Source organism: Acetivibrio cellulolyticus CD2 (genome assembly GCF_000179595.2).
Lineage (GTDB): Bacteria > Bacillota > Clostridia > Acetivibrionales > Acetivibrionaceae > Acetivibrio > Acetivibrio cellulolyticus.
In genome coordinates this window covers 2,074,734-2,092,955 of the sequence record NZ_JH556653.1, presented here as the reverse complement: position 1 = coordinate 2,092,955, position 18,222 = coordinate 2,074,734, and the positions used below count along the sequence as shown (strand labels likewise).

At 35.6% G+C, this 18,222-nt stretch carries 16 protein-coding genes and 1 other annotated feature; of the genes, 12 read left to right on the top strand and 4 right to left on the bottom strand.

Annotated features, from left to right (window positions below; translation table 11 throughout):
- Positions 1-166: 166 nt before the first annotated feature.
- Positions 167-410, top strand: a binding site (T-box leader).
- A gap of 80 nt (positions 411-490) precedes the next feature.
- The 6 genes from ilvB (at position 491) to ACECE_RS0211170 (ending at position 7,290) form a co-directional block, all read left to right on the top strand.
- Entirely contained in the window at positions 491-2,119 is a 1,629-nt protein-coding gene (ilvB, locus tag ACECE_RS0211195; protein WP_010681302.1) for a biosynthetic-type acetolactate synthase large subunit, read from the top strand.
- 42 nt (positions 2,120-2,161) lie between these two features.
- Positions 2,162-2,674, top strand: coding sequence for an acetolactate synthase small subunit (gene ilvN, locus ACECE_RS0211190; RefSeq protein WP_010681301.1), 513 nt, complete (start codon positions 2,162-2,164; stop codon positions 2,672-2,674).
- 7 nt (positions 2,675-2,681) lie between these two features.
- A complete protein-coding gene (ilvC, locus tag ACECE_RS0211185; RefSeq protein ID WP_010681300.1) occupies positions 2,682-3,677 on the top strand; it encodes a ketol-acid reductoisomerase in 996 nt (331 codons plus the stop codon).
- A 187-nt stretch (positions 3,678-3,864) separates the two neighbouring features.
- Positions 3,865-5,397 carry a 2-isopropylmalate synthase gene (locus ACECE_RS0211180; RefSeq protein WP_010681299.1) on the top strand — a complete coding sequence of 511 codons (1,533 nt, stop codon included), beginning with the start codon at positions 3,865-3,867 and terminating at the stop codon, positions 5,395-5,397.
- A 32-nt stretch (positions 5,398-5,429) separates the two neighbouring features.
- Positions 5,430-7,010, top strand: coding sequence for a citramalate synthase (cimA, locus tag ACECE_RS0211175; RefSeq protein ID WP_026073802.1), 1,581 nt, complete (start codon positions 5,430-5,432; stop codon positions 7,008-7,010).
- 22 nt (positions 7,011-7,032) lie between these two features.
- On the top strand, positions 7,033-7,290 hold the full coding sequence (locus tag ACECE_RS0211170) for a hypothetical protein (RefSeq protein WP_010681297.1): 258 nt from the start codon (positions 7,033-7,035) through the stop codon (positions 7,288-7,290).
- A gap of 77 nt (positions 7,291-7,367) precedes the next feature.
- Here ACECE_RS0211170 and ACECE_RS0211165 read toward each other — a convergent pair whose 3' ends face one another.
- Entirely contained in the window at positions 7,368-8,237 is an 870-nt protein-coding gene (locus tag ACECE_RS0211165) for a DUF368 domain-containing protein (RefSeq protein WP_026073801.1), read from the bottom strand.
- Between the two features lie 302 nt (positions 8,238-8,539).
- On the opposite strand from ACECE_RS0211165, the gene sigI reads away from it, so the two are divergent.
- Together sigI and ACECE_RS0211155 are read left to right on the top strand one after the other, a co-directional pair.
- A complete protein-coding gene (gene sigI / locus ACECE_RS0211160) occupies positions 8,540-9,244 on the top strand; it encodes an RNA polymerase sigma factor SigI (protein ID WP_010681295.1) in 705 nt (234 codons plus the stop codon).
- 4 nt (positions 9,245-9,248) lie between these two features.
- Positions 9,249-10,475 carry an anti-sigma factor domain-containing protein gene (locus tag ACECE_RS0211155; RefSeq protein ID WP_010681294.1) on the top strand — a complete coding sequence of 409 codons (1,227 nt, stop codon included), beginning with the start codon at positions 9,249-9,251 and terminating at the stop codon, positions 10,473-10,475.
- 189 nt (positions 10,476-10,664) lie between these two features.
- On the opposite strand, the gene glgB is transcribed toward ACECE_RS0211155, so the two are convergent.
- Together glgB and ACECE_RS27300 are read right to left on the bottom strand one after the other, a co-directional pair.
- On the bottom strand, positions 10,665-12,872 hold the full coding sequence (gene glgB, locus ACECE_RS0211150; RefSeq protein ID WP_010681293.1) for a 1,4-alpha-glucan branching protein GlgB: 2,208 nt from the start codon (positions 12,870-12,872) through the stop codon (positions 10,665-10,667).
- 238 nt (positions 12,873-13,110) lie between these two features.
- Positions 13,111-14,397, bottom strand: coding sequence for a sensor domain-containing diguanylate cyclase (locus tag ACECE_RS27300; protein WP_010681292.1), 1,287 nt, complete (start codon positions 14,395-14,397; stop codon positions 13,111-13,113).
- Between the two features lie 555 nt (positions 14,398-14,952).
- On the opposite strand from ACECE_RS27300, the gene rpsF reads away from it, so the two are divergent.
- The 3 genes from rpsF to rpsR all read left to right on the top strand — a co-directional run bounded on the left by rpsF (position 14,953) and on the right by rpsR (position 16,019).
- Positions 14,953-15,240, top strand: a complete 288-nt coding sequence (rpsF, locus tag ACECE_RS0211140) for a 30S ribosomal protein S6 (protein ID WP_010681291.1) — start codon at positions 14,953-14,955, stop codon at positions 15,238-15,240.
- A gap of 9 nt (positions 15,241-15,249) precedes the next feature.
- Positions 15,250-15,663 carry a single-stranded DNA-binding protein gene (locus tag ACECE_RS0211135; protein WP_010681290.1) on the top strand — a complete coding sequence of 138 codons (414 nt, stop codon included), beginning with the start codon at positions 15,250-15,252 and terminating at the stop codon, positions 15,661-15,663.
- A gap of 68 nt (positions 15,664-15,731) precedes the next feature.
- The gene (gene rpsR / locus ACECE_RS0211130) at positions 15,732-16,019 is read left to right on the top strand and encodes a 30S ribosomal protein S18 (RefSeq protein ID WP_010681289.1); all 288 of its coding nucleotides are present in this window, start codon (positions 15,732-15,734) and stop codon (positions 16,017-16,019) included.
- A gap of 52 nt (positions 16,020-16,071) precedes the next feature.
- Here rpsR and ACECE_RS0211125 read toward each other — a convergent pair whose 3' ends face one another.
- Positions 16,072-16,917: a YihY/virulence factor BrkB family protein gene (locus ACECE_RS0211125; RefSeq protein WP_010681288.1), complete on the bottom strand. Its 846-nt coding sequence runs from the start codon at positions 16,915-16,917 to the stop codon at positions 16,072-16,074.
- 201 nt (positions 16,918-17,118) lie between these two features.
- Between ACECE_RS0211125 and galU the strand changes: the two genes are divergently transcribed.
- Positions 17,119-17,991, top strand: coding sequence for a UTP--glucose-1-phosphate uridylyltransferase GalU (galU, locus tag ACECE_RS0211120; protein WP_010681287.1), 873 nt, complete (start codon positions 17,119-17,121; stop codon positions 17,989-17,991).
- Positions 17,992-18,222 lie beyond the last annotated feature (231 nt).

Here is an 18,222-nt window from a genome sequence, read left to right as displayed (position 1 = left end):
CGCCCTTGACATCCCGAACAATAGTGCCAATAGTTTGCATTATACAAGTTTACCAAAATTTTACCGTCACTTTAACTTGCAATTTATAGTAGGCAATTCATATTAAAAAAAGTATTGACAACACTTAAGTATGATGGTAAAATATTTATCAACTATACATTAAGAAGTAAAAGCTGTGATGGAAATAAAGATGCACATGATTGCTACAAGAGAGCTGATGGTTGGTGAGAATCAGCGCATGATTTGCATGAATAACTCGTTCCGGAGCTTTATTGCCGAAGTGTAAGTAAGCAATGACGTTGACTACGTTACAGTCTGTGCATATTATTTATATGCACCTGAGAGCATACTTTATATGTATGCAAAATCAGGGTGGTACCACGTAGGATTTTATACCCTTCGTCCCTGCAAATTTAGTTTGCAGAGTCGAGGGGTTTTTGAATTTTAAGGCATGTTTATGACTGAAATATAAAGCAAAGGGGGTATTTAGATGAAGATGACAGGAGCACAAGCGATTGTAAAGGCTTTGGAATTGGAAGGGGTAGAAGTTATATTCGGTTACCCCGGAGCTGCTATATGCCCGTTTTATGATGCTTTGATTGACTCAAAGGTACGTCATATATTGACCAGACATGAACAGGGAGCGGCTCATGCAGCAAGCGGATATGCCCGTGCATCCGGTGGAGTGGGAGTATGTGTCGTTACTTCAGGCCCTGGAGCAACAAACATTATTACCGGTATTGCTACTGCATATATGGATTCAATTCCTGTAGTTGCAATTACAGGACAGGTATCTTCTGATTTGATTGGGCGTGATGTATTTCAGGAAGCAGATATAACTGGTGCTGCAGCGCCGTTTGTCAAGCATAGCTACCTTGTAAAAGCTGCAAAGGATTTACCCAGGATAATTAAGGAAGCATTTTATATAGCTTCTACAGGAAGGCCTGGTCCTGTGCTTATAGACATACCTGTAGATATACAGAATGATGAAATTAAGTTTGAATATCCTAAAAATGTTGATATTAGAGGATATAAACCAAATATAAAAGGTCATTCACTTCAGATTAAAAAAATAGCTGATGCAATAAAAAAAGCAAAGAAGCCTGTAATCTGTGCTGGTGGAGGATTATTAAGATCGGGAGCTGCGGATGAACTTTTGGAATTGGTGGAGAAGTGCAGTATACCTGTTACTCCAACACTTATGGGTATAGGGGTTCTGCCTTCTGTACATGAACTGAATTTGGGGATGCTTGGTTCCCATGGTGTTTACACTGCAAACTATGCAATAAATAATGCCGACCTGTTGATTATTCTAGGTGCAAGAGTTGGCGACCGGGCAATGAGCAAGCCAAACCAGATTGCAAAAAAGGCTAAAATTGTTCATATTGATATAGATCCCGCGGAGATAGGAAAGAATATAGAAGTATCCATACCTGTAGTTGGGGACTTGAAACAAATACTAAAAGAGCTTAATGAGGTTGCACATAAGGGAGAAGTAGACGAGTGGGTAGAGGAGCTAAAAAGGAAGAAACATGAACATGCTCTGAAAATTGATTCTAATGTTGGCTCAAATTATGTAAATCCTAAATACCTCTTATCTGTCTTATCAAAAATAGTTGATAACGATACTATTGTGACGACTGAGGTTGGTCAGAACCAGATATGGGTTGCAAATTACTTTGGTGTTAGAAGACCTGGAAACTTTATAACATCTGGTGGTATGGGGACTATGGGATATGGATTACCTGCTGCCGTGGGTGCAAAGACTGCTTGTCCTGATTCTAAAGTTATTTGTATTGGTGGTGACGGTAGTTTTCAGATGTCCATGCAGGAGCTTGGAACAATGAAGCAAAGTAAAATAGGGGTTAAGGTATTGCTTTTTAATAACTACAGGCTCGGTATGGTAAGGGAACTTCAAAAGATAAGGCATTGCAGCCGTTATACACAGGTTTTTCTGGATGAAAATCCAGACTTTCTGGCTATATTCAAAGCTTATGGGTTTGAGGGTGAAAGGATTACAAACAACAAAGATGTAAAAAAGGCTCTGGAAAAAATGCTGAAGGACGACAAGCCATATCTGCTTGAGTGCTTGGTAGATCCCGAAGAGTCTACACTTTAAGGTAATTGAATTTTATTTTTATATATAAAGGGAGGTAAAGAGATGCCTAAACATACTTTATCGGTACTGGTAGAAAATCATCCCGGCGTTTTATCAAGGGTAGCTGGTCTCTTCAGTAGAAGAGGTTTTAATATTGACAGCTTAGCTGTTGGTGTTACTGAGGATCCTGAAGTATCAAGGATAACTATAGTGGTAGACGGGGATGAATATGTTGTAGAACAGGTGAGCAAACAGCTTAATAAGCTTATTGACATAATAAAGATCAAACAGCTTGCAAAATCGGAGTCGGTAAGCAGAGAACTTGCTCTAATCAAGGTAAGTGCAGATGCGTCTACAAGAGCTGAGATTATCCAGATTGTCGAAATATTCAGAGCAAAAATAGTTGACGTATCAAAAAATACCTTGACTATTGAAATTTCTGGGGGTACAGAAAAAGTTGCAGCCCTTGAGGATATGCTCAAACAATTTGGAATAAAAGAAATTGTAAGAACGGGTACAATTGCCATCGAAAGAGGTAATAGATATATAAAAGCCAAAAATAATGATAAGGAGTGATTTTTAAATGGCTAAAATGTATTATGACAGTGATTGTGATTTAGGATTATTGAGGGGGAAGACAGTAGCAATTATTGGTTATGGAAGCCAGGGTCATGCCCATGCACAAAATTTGAATGATAGTGGAGTAAATGTAGTAATAGGTCTTCAGCCTACTTCCGAAAAAAGACAGCAGGTAGTTGCTGATGGTTTGAAAGTTGTTGATACTGAAGAGGCTGCAAAAATGGGAGACTTGATAATGATATTGGCTCCTGATCAGGTTCAGAAGGACATATATGATCAAAGCATAAAAGCAAACTTAAAAGAAGGAAATGTATTAATGTTTGCTCACGGTTTTAACATTCATTTCAATCAGATAGTTGCACCTAAGGGTGTTGACGTTGTAATGGTTGCACCAAAAGGACCAGGTCACACAGTTAGAAGCCAGTATAAAGAAGGCAGAGGAGTACCTTCACTTATTGCAATTCATCAGAATGAAACAGGAAAAGCAAAAGAATACGCTCTTGCATATGCAGCTGGAATAGGTGCTGGAAGAGCTGGAATTCTTGAAACTACATTCAAAGAGGAAACTGAAACAGACCTTTTCGGTGAACAGGCAGTTCTCTGTGGAGGAGTTACAGAACTCATGAAGGCTGGATTTGAGACACTTGTAAATGCAGGATATCAGCCTGAAATTGCATACTTTGAGTGTGTACATGAAATGAAGCTTATAGTTGACCTTATAAATCAGGGTGGATTCTCATATATGAGATACTCAATAAGTGATACCGCTGAATACGGTGACTATGTTACAGGCAGAAGAGTTATAACTGATGAAACAAGAAAAGAAATGAAAAAGGTATTACAGGAAATCCAAGATGGTAAATTTGCATCAAACTGGATTACAGAAAACAAATCCGGTGGAAGATCTAACTTCCTCGCAATGAGAAGTAATGAAGCTGCACATCAGGTAGAAAAAGTTGGAGCAGAACTTAGAAAAATGATGAGCTGGCTTAAGAAATAATGATATACAAAAGTTGAAATCCATGAATGAATAATTCATGTAATAGGTATAGGGTTATGGAAAAGATGGGGTGTCCCATTTTTCCAACCACCTATTTGAGGAATTTGCAAAATATTATATAGAGATAAATATTTATAAATATGAGAATGATTTAGGAGAATGATTTAGGAAATAGGAGGTAAATGTTATGCCTAAGAGAATTAAGATATTTGATACCACATTGAGGGATGGAGAACAAACTCCAGGGGTCAATTTAAACATTCAAGAAAAGCTTGAAATTGCAAGACAGCTGGAAAAGCTTGGTGTAGATGTTATTGAGGCCGGTTTTGCAATTGCTTCACCAGGCGACTTTGAAGCGGTAAAGGCTGTTTCTGAGAATATAAAAAATGTTACAATTGCAAGCCTTTGCAGGGCTGTTGAGAAGGATATAGACAGGGCATGGGAGGCTGTTAAAGAAGCTCAAAGCCCTAGGATTCATACCTTTATTGCTACATCAGATATTCATTTAAAATATAAATTGAAGATGACAGAAGAAGAAGTATTGGAAAGAGCAGTTGCTATGGTCAAATATTCTAAGAAGTACTGCTCTGACGTAGAGTTTTCGGCAGAAGATGCCAGTAGAACAAGATTGGAATTTTTGATAAAAATAGTTGAAGAAGTAATAAAAGCAGGTGCAACGGTAGTTAATATACCTGATACTGTAGGATATACTACACCAACCGAGTATGGAAATATGATCAAGTCAATTATGGAAAATGTAAGCAATATTGATAAAGCTGAAATAAGTGTACATTGCCACAACGATTTGGGTTTGGCGGTTGCAAATTCGCTTGCAGCAGTTTTAAATGGTGCTACGCAGGTTGAGTGTACCATAAACGGTTTGGGTGAGCGAGCTGGAAATGCTTCGGTAGAAGAAATAATAATGGGTATTGACACCAGAAAAGATTTCTATAAAATTGAACATAAGATTGATACAACACAAATATATAGATCAAGTAAATTGGTGAGCAGTCTTACAGGTATAACTGTTCAGCCCAATAAAGCAATTGTAGGTGCAAATGCTTTTGCACATGAATCGGGAATTCACCAGCATGGGGTATTGTCGGAAAAGAGTACTTATGAGATAATGAGGCCAGAATCTATAGGTTTAGGGCAAAACAGGATGGTGTTAGGTAAACTTTCTGGTCGACATGCCTTTGAAGAAAGATTAAAGGAAATGGGTTATACAACGCTTACTCCAGAGGGAATACAGCAAGCCTTTGAAAAGTTTAAGAGTCTGGCAGATAAGAAAAAAGTAGTTCTTGATAGGGATATTGAGGCACTTGTTGAAGAGAAGGTTTCTGAGGTTCCTGAGATATTTGAACTGGAAAGTTACCAGATAACCAGTGGAAACAAAAGCGTTGCAACCTCAACAATAAGCCTTAAGAGGAATGATAACATAATAACTGAAGCAGCTACCGGTGATGGGCCTGTTGACGCAGCATTTAATGCAATAGAAAGAGCTGTTGGGATAAGCTTCACCCTTGAAGATTATAGTTTGAAGGCTGTAACTGAAGGAAAAGATGCACTTGGTGAGGTTACTGTCAGAATATCAAAAGATGGCAAGCTCTTTGTAGGAAGAGGAGTAAGTACGGATATTATTGAGTCAGGAGTAAGGGCATACTTGAATGCCATAAATAGAGCAATAAGTGAAATAGGTGAATTAGCCAGTGAAGGCTAGATTAAATGGGTTTGATTAGGAGAGGTGCAGCTATGAAAAAAATACAAATTTATGATTCAACGTTAAGGGATGGAGCACAAGCACAAGGCATTTCCTTTAGTGTTGAAGACAAAATTAAGCTTGTTGATAAACTGGATAGACTTGGTGTAAGCTATATAGAAGCAGGAAATCCCGGCTCAAACCCTAAAGATCTGGAATTTTTTGAACGAATAAAAAGCATGAATTTCAGAAATGCAAAAGTTATAGCTTTTGGAAGCACTAGGCGGGTTAATATATCTGTTGAGGATGATGCCAATGTCAATTCACTGCTGATAGCAGATACTCCTGCAGTTGCAATATTCGGAAAGAGTTGGGACTTTCATGTGACGGATATATTAAAGACTACTCTTGATGAAAATCTTAAGATGATTTACGAAACAATATTATTTTTTAAGAGTAAAAATAAAGAAGTCGTATTTGATGCAGAGCATTTTTTTGATGGATATAAAGCAAACCCAGAATATGCAATGAAATCGCTAAAGGCAGCCATAGATGCAGGAGCAGACAGTATTTGCCTCTGTGATACCAATGGAGGTTGTTTCCCAAATGAGGTCTATGATATGACTCTAAAAGTTGTAAATGAGTTTAAAGTAGATGTTGGTATACACTGTCATAATGATACGGGTATGGCTGTAGCCAATTCGATTATGGCAGTTCAGGCAGGAGCGGTACAGGTACAGGGAACACTAAACGGATTTGGAGAAAGAAGCGGTAATGCCAATATATGTAGTATTATACCAAACCTGCAGTTGAAATTGGGATACTTGTGTATTCCGGAAGAGAATATGTTACACCTTACTGCTATTGCTAGATTTGCAAGTGAGGTGGCGAATGTAATACATGATGATAGAGCTCCTTATGTGGGAAGGAATTCCTTTGCTCACAAAGCAGGAATGCATGCTGATGCTGTCAATAAGAATACTACTGCATATGAGCATGTAAGTCCTGAATTGGTTGGAAATGAAAGAGTATTTCTGATGTCTGAAGTTGCTGGAAGAAGTGCTGTATTGAATTTAATTAACCATATTGATAGTACTATCACTAAGGATTCACCTGAAACCAAATTAATTCTTGAGAAGTTGAAGGAAATGGAATTCAAGGGTTACCAATATGAAGGCGCAGAAGGCTCCTTCGAGTTAATAATAAGGAAAGTACTGGGAAGGTACGAATCGTTCTTTGAGCTTAGTGAATTCAAGGTTGTCGTAAATGAACCATCGATTACAACTGCTAATTCTTCTGCAATGATTAAGATTAAAGTGGGAGACCAGGAAGAAATTACAGCCGATGAAGGTGATGGTCCTGTCAATGCTCTAGACAAGGCGCTAAGAAAAGCACTGGAAAGGTTTTACCCTCAAGTTATGGATATGAAACTTACAGACTATAAAGTTAGGGTTTTAGATTCAAAATCTGCAACAGCTGCAAAGGTTAGAGTATTAATTGAATCAACTGACTCTGAAGGAATATGGACAACAATAGGTGTTTCTACCGACATAATTGAAGCAAGCTGGTATGCCCTGATAGATTCAATAGAATATAAACTTTTAAAAGATAAGGAAGCAGCGAAATTAAACTAATTGTAGAAGAAGGAAGATTAATTTGAAAATAATCGGAAAACTAATAAATGGTACTAGAATTATCAGTGAAAAAGTAGTTGACAATGATAGTAGTAATGTTCCTTTTAGGGATTTGTTGGAAGAAAGCTTAATAACTCTATGCAGAGAGCTAGATATTTCTGTACCTTTATGGCTTAAAAGAAATACTACTGAGTTTGCGAGATATCGCAGAACTTCTTTTACAAAAGACCAGTTTATTGATAGTGTAAAGTTTGACAGATTTGAGATAAAAATTGAGTAAGGCTTTTATAAAAAGAGTGCCTGATTGATTAATCAAGCACTCTTTTTCGTTATGTTATTTATAAATATATCATAATATTAATCATTAGAAAATTTAGATAATGCTATGATTGCACTAATTCCAAGAACAAAGGTAATAATGGATATAATTACTGATGTAATCCACCATGAAAAATTTGCGTTGGCTGGAATTGCAGGGATGATTTTGTCACGGAATATCTCCCAGGTAGATCCTAAAACAAAACCAATGATAACACAGTATGTCTGGCGTGGGAACTTATTCATTGTCCACTCAATAGGCCTTGTAGTTAAGAAAATTCCGATCACAGTTACAACTCCTAATATTCCTAAGTAAACAATATTTAAATCGCTGATAGCTGCAAGCATTGCATCATACATGCCAAGAACCAGTAACATATGTGATGTGCTTATACCCGGAAGTACTAATGCCAATGCAATAATAATTCCTGTAACTAATAACATCAGGTAATGCCCAATTCCTGAACCTGATGTAACACTAATTGTTCCTGTTGGAATAAAGCCAATTGAAATTACTATAGCTAATCCTATAAGGAAATAAATTACAGAGGAAAGTCTTAATCCGGAATCCTTAGTCTTCGTTTTCTTATATAAAGCAGGAACACCGCCGATTACAGCGCCTAGAAAGAAAAATGAGACAGGTAAAGGAACAACTTCCAACAACCATTTAATTAACTTAGAAAGTGAAATAATACCTATTCCTGCACCTATACAGAATTTTGTGAGAAATATGATATTTCCCTTTAAATCTTTTGTGAAACGGCTTATAGAACCTATAAGTTTATCATAAATGCCTAATAGAATGGCCATAGTTCCGCCGCTCACTCCCGGAACACTCATTGATGAACCTATGATAAACCCTTTTAACATGACTAGCAGAGTATTCTTTGAATTCTTTTCTTTTTCCATAACACAAAAATACATCCATATAAAACGATGTATCATTCTCCTTTTTAATAATTAAAAATCTCACATTGGGTAATTATAACATACACGTTTTAATATGTAAAGCAGCGTGCTTTATGACTTTCGCATTTTGCGCCGGGAACAACATTAGTATAATTGCACGTTCATTTTTTATTAATGACATATTTATCTAAAAAGATGAGCGTTGGAAAAATATTATGTAAACTCCGTTTTATATGTTCGAAGTATTATGCTATAATGTTATTATGACTGTAAAAAATATTAAATATTGGTGGAGGCAGGGGATGCATTCAGTTACTATCAATGAGAGAGTTGAAAGTATCAAGAATGATGAATATAAGATCAACGAATTTATTGAAGAGTATAAGCCTTTTATTGCTTCATGCGTTGAAAAGGCTATAGGGCATTATGTTGTTTATGGACAAGATGATGAATTGAGTATTGCTCTAATAGCTTTTGCAGAGGCAATAAAATCATTTGACAGTTCAAGGGGAAATTTTCTTTCTTTTGCACAGAATGTTATAAAAAGGAGAATAATTGATTACTATCGTAAGGAGAAGAAGCACAGTAAAACGGTTTTTCTGAACGAGTACTACAATGAAGAAGAAGAGGAAGAGCGCGACCTCACTGTCGGCAAGGCACTTGATGAGTACTCAAAAGAAGAAATCAGCGAATACAGAAGGCTTGAGATTGAACAGTTAAAAAAGGAGTTAGAAGATTGGGGAATATCATTTTTTGAGTTGTCTGAAGTTTCTCCAAAGCATGCAAAGACCAGGCGGATATACTCGGATATTGTAAAGTTTTTGATTTCGGATCAAGATTTATTAAGGCAGATAAGAAACAAGAAGACTTTACCTATTATTGAAATCGAAAAAACTCTTAAGATACCCCGAAAAAAGATAGATAGGGGACGAAAATATATATTAGCGGTATTAATAATTTGTACTGGTGATTATGAATTTATCAAGGATTACATAAGTTGGGGGTGAAATAATGAAGGGAATAGTAGTTGAATTAAACGGCAAGTATGCCATTGTACTCAATAAAAATGGTGAGTTTTTAAAAGTTAAAAATAGAGGTAATTTTGCTGTAGGTTATGAAATAGATATTGAGTCGAAAGTTGTTAACTTTAATATAAAGGCATTATCAAAAGTTGCCTCAATTGCAGCTGTTCTTGTATTGGTTTGTGGTGTGAGTGTGGGGGCATATGCTTATAATACACCTTGTAACTATGTAAATGTTGATATTAATCCTAGCATGGAATTTTCTTTAAATATCTTTAATAGGGTATTAGATGTCAAAGGACTTAATGATGATGGCAAAAATATATTAAAGGATAAATCCTATAAGAATGTAAAAATAGATGACGCTGTTGAGGACGTTATTGAAAAGGCAGTAGATGGAGGGTTTTTAGGAGAAAGTTCTCAGAACGCTGTAATGATAACTGTTTCTGGCAAGGATAGTGAAAAGATATCAAAAATTCAAGAAGAGTTGGAGAATGCTGCTAATGTTACTTTAGATCAGGATAAGATCAAATCTGAAGTTCTTACCGAGAAGATTACTCTTAGTAAGCGCGATGACGCAAAAGAATTAGGTATTTCGCCAGGTAAATTGGTACTTATTGAAAAGTTAAAGGAAGTTAATCCTGATGTAGTAGTAGAAGACTACAAGGATAAGGATGTTAAAGATATTGTTGCTTCTATAAAGGAAACAAGAAAGGGTGTTCCGGAGAATAAGGATAAGAACAACAAACTATTTAAGAATACGGATAACTCTAAGAAGGAAGAAAATGAGGGCAAAATAAAAGGAAATGAAAATAAAGGGAAAAAAGACGATATAGGTGCTTGGAAGGATAAAGAAGATGGAAACAAAGTAAATTCTCCAGGCAATAAAGACAATGGATATAATGGAGAAGTGGGGCACAAAGAAAATATAAATAAAGAAAACAAAAAAGGCATGCAAGGCAAGCCGCAAATAGGGCAAAAACAAGAAGTAACAGGCAAGCAAGAAATACAAAAAGGTCAAGATAAAGTGGACACAGAAGAGAAGGATATTAACAACACTAAAGAACTTAGTCCATACCACGAAAAGGAACATGGCAAAATAGAAGTAAATGATGAAGAAAGTACGCAGAAGCCTATGCAAGATAAAGATAATTACCATAACAACGAAAGACATGAATATGAAAAGACTAAATCTAACGCTCAAAAAAGTAATTAATGAGTGGTGAGGGATTATATTGGTTCCTCATAACAAGATTGAATAACTTAATTAAATTAGATATATATAATAAAGGTCACCTTGGAATAAAGGCGACCTTTATTTGTATTTGATGAATTTTAATGTCCTTTACTTGAGAGGACTAAAAGCTTTCGGGCTTTTGATTAACTGATACGAATAAGGAAGCTGCTATTTTAATCTTGGGCGTAAAATTATTGTTGAAAGAGGCGGAATTCTTAATCGTATTGAATAAGGCTTTTCATGACAGCCTTCCTTATCAGCTTGCATCCCGTTAAAGTTGCCTACATTGCTTCCGCCATACTTTTCCCAATCGCTGTTAAATATTTCATCATAGAATGTATCAAAAGGTGCACCTATCCGATAATTTTCATGTGCTGCAGGAGTGAAGTTGCAGACAAATATCAGAGAATCCCTCCAGTCCTTGCCTTTCCGCATGAAGCAAATAATACTATGTTCTGTATCTTTACAATCAATCCATTCAAAGCCATCATAACTGAAGTCAACTTCATGTAAGGCTTGTTCATTCTTATAAAGATTATTTAAATCGCGTACATAGTCCTGCATTTTCTTATGCATATCATAATCAAGCAGGTGCCAATCAAGGCTTTGCTTATAATTCCACTCAATAAATTGACCGAATTCACCACCCATAAATAGAAGCTTCTTTCCAGGGTGACCATATAGATAACCGTAGCTTGCCCTTAGTCCTGCAAATTTTTGCCAGTAATCACCGGGCATTTTACTTAGCATTGAGCATTTGCCATGTACAACTTCATCATGTGAAAGCACTAGAATAAAGTTTTCAGTGCAGCAGTACATGGAGGAAAAAGTTAATAAATTCTGATGATGTTTACGGAATACTGAGTCCATGCTCATGTATCGCAGAAAATCATTCATCCAACCCATATTCCATTTGTATTTAAAGCCAAGGCCCCCTACATATGGAGGTTTTGTTATAAGTGCCCATGAAGTGGACTCTTCTGCAATCATCATAATACCCGGATGGTACTTATAAACTACTGTATTTAAATGGCGAATGAATTCTATAGCATCAACGTTTTCTTTTCCTCCCCAACGGTTGGGTACCCATTCACCTTCTTTTTTACCATAATCCAAGTATAGCATAGATGCTACTGCGTCAACTCTTAGACCATCTATATGGTATTTATCAAACCAGAACATGGCATTGGATATCAAAAAGTTTTTTACTTCCAGCCTTCCAAAATTAAAGATATGTGTTCCCCAATCAGGGTGTTCCCCCTGCTTCATATCGTAGTGCTCATACAGAGCAGTTCCATCGAATCTGGCAAGTCCATGGCCGTCTTTTGGAAAGTGGGCAGGGACCCAATCCATTATTACGCCTATTCCATTTTGATGACATTTATCTACAAGATACATAAAATCTTTTGGTTCACCATATCTACTGGTAGCAGCATAATATCCAGTAATCTGATATCCCCAGGAGCCATCGAAAGGGTGTTCTGATACAGGAAGCAACTCAATATGGGTATAACCCATGTACTTTACATAGTCTACAAGCCTGTCAGCTATTTCCCTGTATGTATAGAATCCATTTTCTTCGTCCGATTCTCTTTGCCATGAGCCAAGATGAACTTCATAAATAGATATCGGTTTTTCAAAGGAGTTGCTATTATCACGTTCGTGAAGCCAGTTTTGGTCATTCCAGGTATAGTTATCAAGATCATATACGATAGATGCGGTGGCAGGTCTTAACTCAGCGTAGAAAGCATACGGATCGGCTTTAATATATAAATCATTATGGGGCGTTTTAATCTCAAATTTGTACAATTCTCCTTGCTCGAGTCCGGGTATAAATAGTTCCCATACTCCTGAAGGACCACGGAACCTCATTGGATGGCTCCGCCCGTCCCATTGATTAAAATTACCTACAACGCTTACACGTTTGGCACATGGAGCCCACACGGAAAAGAAAGAACCTACAACGCCATCTATTGTCATCAGATGACAACCCATTTTCTCATAAATTCTATGGTGGTTGCCTTCATTAAATAGCTGTAGATCAAAATCAGAGATAACTGGTAAAAAACTATACGGATCATTGGTTATCAAGGTATTACCATTATCGTAAACAGCTTCAAGTGTGTATTTGAAAAAGTCACTTCTGTCGTGTATAACAACTTCAAAGAACCCACTATCGTCAATAATGTTCATTCCATACCTGTTATCAGTGGCAGATTCAATTACATTTACCCCTTTGGCACCCGGCAAAAAGGTTCTGATTGCGAGGGAGTTTTCGTCATCCAAGCTGTGAATACCCAGGATATTAAACGGGTCTGCATGTTCAGCATTTACAATCTTATAGACCTCATCAAGATTAGCTGTTGTTTTTATCATGTTATCTACCTCTTTTTCTTGTAGTTTATCTTCCATTCTAGTATAAACATTTATTTTTATCTTATTATATTAAATACAAGATAGCTTTTATTAATGAATTAAGATAAATTTATTGATATATATGTGCAGACTATTATTATTTAAGGGGCTTTCAAATAACTTTGGGATAAAAAAATAAGGGTTGTGTTGATACCACCCTTATTCCTGTACATTAATAATGTGAACGAGATAATTCTCATTATTCCTTAATAAGTATATTAAAATCTGAATCAGTATTGTATATTTCTACCCGGTTTCTTCCACCCTGCTTTGCCTTGTATAAGGCAATATCGGCAACTTTTATAATATTGTTCTTAGTATTTGCATGAATAGGGTAGGTTGCAACACCAAGGCTACAGGTTATACCTGGCACTACAGTATCATTTAATTTGGGCATAGACTCAGTTGCAATAGTTTCTCTAATACGTTCTGCTATTCCTACGGCAGTTTTTGTATCGGTAGCAGGTAGGATGGCAATAAATTCTTCACCACCATATCTTGCTACAAGGTCCGTCTTTCTAATACATCGTAGTATGACCTGTGCAAATACCACTAAAACAGCATCACCAACAGTATGGCCATGTTTGTCGTTTACATTCTTGAAGTGGTCGATATCCATCATAATGACACTTAAGTTCTCATTTGACAGGTTTGTAGCTTCTATTTGGTTTTCCAGATATGTTTCAAGGAAATTCCTGTTATACAACTTAGTAAGCTTATCTGTATAAGCTTTCATGTTAAGCTGCTGCATAGCGCGTTTACTGCTGATTATAGGCTTAGCTACTTCTATATAAGACTTTATTTTAGAAGTCACTACTTCATTAAAGAAGTATCTTGTCCTTGAATAAAGCTGTAGTATCCCTAAAGTTTGATTGTTGATAGTTATAGGCAGGCAAACATAGCTTCCTGCTTTATGTTCGGTAAGTTGATATGCACATGTTATATCTGTAGCTATATTTTTTACGCTACATTCCCGTCCATATTTAATTAGAGGACAGTTTCTTGGCTCCATAGTACAAAGAGGCATTCTCTCATTGGTTATTCTCTGCCACAAAACATCGGTAGATGACCGGTCGTTCCTGTAAAATAAAGTTATTTGGTTAACCAGGTGCATATTACGTATATAATTATACAAAGTCTCATATACTTCAATTTCATGTGTTGCTCGATGGAGCGAGTCCGTGAAGTTTTTGAAGTTTTTCAATTCTTTGGTTTGAGTATGCTGTTGCGCTAGTTTGTTAAAAAGTATTCCAGAAATAAAGAAAATAATAGTATATAAAACTACAATAAATGTTGTAGCAAAGTGAATTAAATCCATATAATTTTTTAAGGGCAGTTCAGCGGTTTGTGACCAAGTGTTATACCAACCTTTATACCAATCAAAAATAATAAATGTAGGCAAACCTAAAGCTATACTGCAGACTATTGAAACAATTATTAGGTAAAATGGGTTTATATTTTTTTTAATAGGTGACTTTTTGAACACTTTTTTCACCCTTTCTAAAGGATGTAACGTTTAGTAAGAATAATGCATATATAGCACTTTTTGAATTTGCATGTTACTGTAAACCATTACTGGCATAAATGATTAACAATAAATTAAAATTAATCCAGTAGTTAAAAAGCACACAAAAAGTAAGTAAACGGTAATTTAAAGATTGACTAGATTAACATATGTCCACTAGCCTATGTCTGATATTATTATATTCGAACATATATATATGATAACATACATTTAGCTTTTTGGAAACTGTTTTGTCAATTTGTAATAATTAATGATTTAAATGTGGTGAAATTATACTATATATAACGCCAAAGAAATATAGCATTTAAAGGTTATATATAAAAATATATATCGAAAAGTGGGTATAATTAACATTAAGATCAAAAATATAAGTGTAACAAATGGGGACTTGTGGAAACTTGTGGAAACTTGTAAAAAAATACTTGTAAATCATAAAGAAATATGGTAAAATGTTTGCTTGTAATCCTTGCTCTGTTCAGGAAACAGGGCCATAGTCCGGGAGGAGGTGAAGTAATTATGGTAATGAAATATGAAACTATTTTTATCGTTAGTCCAGAAGTAAATGAAGATGATACAAAAGCCATTATTGAAAAAATGAAGGGTTTGGTTGAAACTTCAGCTCAATTGGAAAGTATTGACGAGTGGGGTAAAAGGAAACTTGCATACCCTATAAACGATTTCAATGAAGGATATTATGTGTTAATAAACTTCAGTTCTGAAACAAATTTCCCTCATGAACTTGAAAGAGTATATAAGATAACCGACGGAATTATTAAAGACATCATTATTAAAAAGGATAATTAAGGTGGTTATATGAATAAGGTTATTTTGATGGGAAGACTAACCAAAGATCCTGAATTAAGGTATACAACTAATAATAATACTGCTGTATGTAGCTTTACATTGGCGGTTGATAAGGGCTTTGCAAAGCAGGGAGAGGAAAGACAGGCTGATTTTATTCCTATCGTTGCATGGGACAAACTGGCTGATTTTTGCTCAAAGTATTTTGCAAAAGGTCGTCAAGTTGCGATTGTAGGTAGAATACAGACAAGGACTTGGGATGATAATGAAGGCAAAAAGCATTATGTAACAGAAGTAGTTGCTAATGAAGCCTATTTTGCCGACAGCAAAAGAAATGATGGTCCTGAGAAACCTCAGAGTCAGCAGCCAGCTCAGTCATCTGATGGCTTTTATCCTTTAGAAGAAGATGACGAATTGCCATTTTAGTTGATTAATAACTTAAAAAATTAATGACTGAATATATTTGATTTTTGTAGAAAGGAGGCGTTTAGTTTATGCCAAATCCAAGAAAAGATAGAAACAGCAGAGACAATTACGACAAAGGTGATGCAAAAGGACCTTCAAGAATGAGAAGGGCAAAGAAAAAGATTTGTGCTTTCTGCGTAGATAAGGTAACTGATATAGATTATAAAGATGTATCAAAACTTAAGAAATATGTTTCAGAAAGAGGTAAAATCTTACCTAGAAGAATATCTGGAAACTGCGCAAAACATCAACGTCAAATGACAGTTGCTGTAAAAAGAGCAAGACATATCGCATTGCTTCCATATACTTCTGACTGATAGTTTGAAAAATTGAAACGCTTATAAAATAGGCTATAGCTTCCGCTGTAGCTTATTTTTTATGCTCTATACGGTTATAGGCTAAAGACGCGTTTAATTCTCCGCCTAAAAGTATTATTATACTTATCCAATAGAGCCAGATAATTAAAAGTATGATTCCCCCTATACTTCCATATGTGCTTGAATAGTTTGAAAAGTTATTAACATATAGAGAGAATAAAATTGATGTAATGAACCAACCAAAAGATGAAAACAGTGAACCTGCAAATACTTCATAATACTTCATACGTCTATTGGGCATATAGCGGTATAATAAAGTGAAGACAATAAACATTATCAAAACAGGAATTATGAAACGAATATATGGCCAAAGCATTTTAAAGCTGTTTGAAAACCCTAAGAAAATGAACACATTTCTACCAATTATTTCGCCTAAAATCAGGAGTATGAAAGAAAATAGAATAGTAAATGCAAAAGCTATGGTTGCAATTATTGATAATCCTCGCACTTTCCAAAATGCCCTGGTTTCATGTTGGTCATATGCTTTATTCAGGCTTTTTACAACGGCGTTCATACCATTTGAGGAAACCCAAAGTGTGGCTGCCATACTAAAGGACAGAAAGGTCTCACGGTTGGTTTGTGCTACCTGACCAATAACACCTCTGATTATATCATATACCGCTGTGGGTATTATTTTTGAGAGGTCGTTTAGAGCCTGCTCACTTGTTATGGGGGTTAAGCTTACAAGATTGATTAAAAAAATTAAAAATGGGAAAATTGCAAGAATAAAGTAATAAGCAAGTTGAGAAGCTAAAGCAGGTACATCATCGTCATTAAATCTGAAATACAAGTCTTTAACCACATTTATCAGTCTTGCACGTTTTTTTTCTTGAATCACGAATTCATCCCCTTTTAGATCACATTATTATTATGAAAGACTATATGAAATATTATTTTTATATCCAAAAAAATATATTCACAAAGTATTTATATTGAAATATCAATAAATACTGGAAAAACTGTTGGAAAAATCGTAGTAGTCTGTTAAAATTAATATATAATGTGTTGTGTTTTAAAAAATGAAAAGGGGTGTACCAACTTGAAAGTACGTAAGGCAATAATTCCAGCAGCAGGCCTGGGGACTAGATTTTTACCTGCAACTAAAGCCCAACCTAAGGAAATGTTACCTATAGTTGATAAGCCAACTATTCAATACATAGTTGAGGAGGCAATAAATTCAGGTATTGAAGACATAATTATAATTTCTGGAAGAAACAAGAGAGCAATTGAGGACCACTTTGACAAATCCTATGAACTTGAGCAGGAACTTCAAAGAAAGGGAGATGAAGAACTTCTCAGTCTTGTTAGAGATATATCAAACCTTGCAAATATTCACTATATAAGGCAGAAGGAAGCAAAAGGGTTAGGACATGCTATTTACTGTGCTAAATCTTTTATTGGAAACGAGCCGTTCGCGGTGCTGCTTGGTGATGATGTTGTAGATTCGGATGTTCCATGTCTCAAGCAGATGATAGATATCTACGATGAATATAAGACAACAGTGCTTGGCGTTCAGCCTGTTAGTGATGAAGATGTATCGAAGTACGGAATTGTGAGCTGCAAGTTGGTAGACAACAGGGTTTACAAGGTTAAGGATCTTGTTGAAAAACCGGATAAGGATAATGCTCCCTCAAATATTGCTATACTGGGTAGGTATATAATCACTCCATTGATCTTTGATTATCTTGAAAATGCGACACCTGGAAAAGGTGGAGAAATTCAGCTGACTGATGCACTTAAGAGTCTCATTGGCAAGGAAGCAATGTATGCTTATGATTTTGTTGGCAAGAGATATGACGTTGGTAACAAGCTTGGATTTTTACAGGCTACAGTTGAATTTGCTTTAAAGAGGGAAGACCTCAATGAAGAGTTTACAAAGTATTTGAAAGAAAAAATTTGCGAAATTAAATAAGCTTTGATTATAGATAATGCCTGTAAAGTGATTTGCAGGTATTATTTTTTTGTATGAAATCTTTATACAAATTTTTAGAAGTAGTAACGTTTAATATATTTCAATTTAAATATGCTTGACTATGCAAGGGTAATTAAAAATGAAACTTGTGGGGATTAACTGCCGATTATCTTATGTATGAAAGTATGAGATTAAAAAAGCATTGAAGAGCTTTAAACCTAATAATGCGGG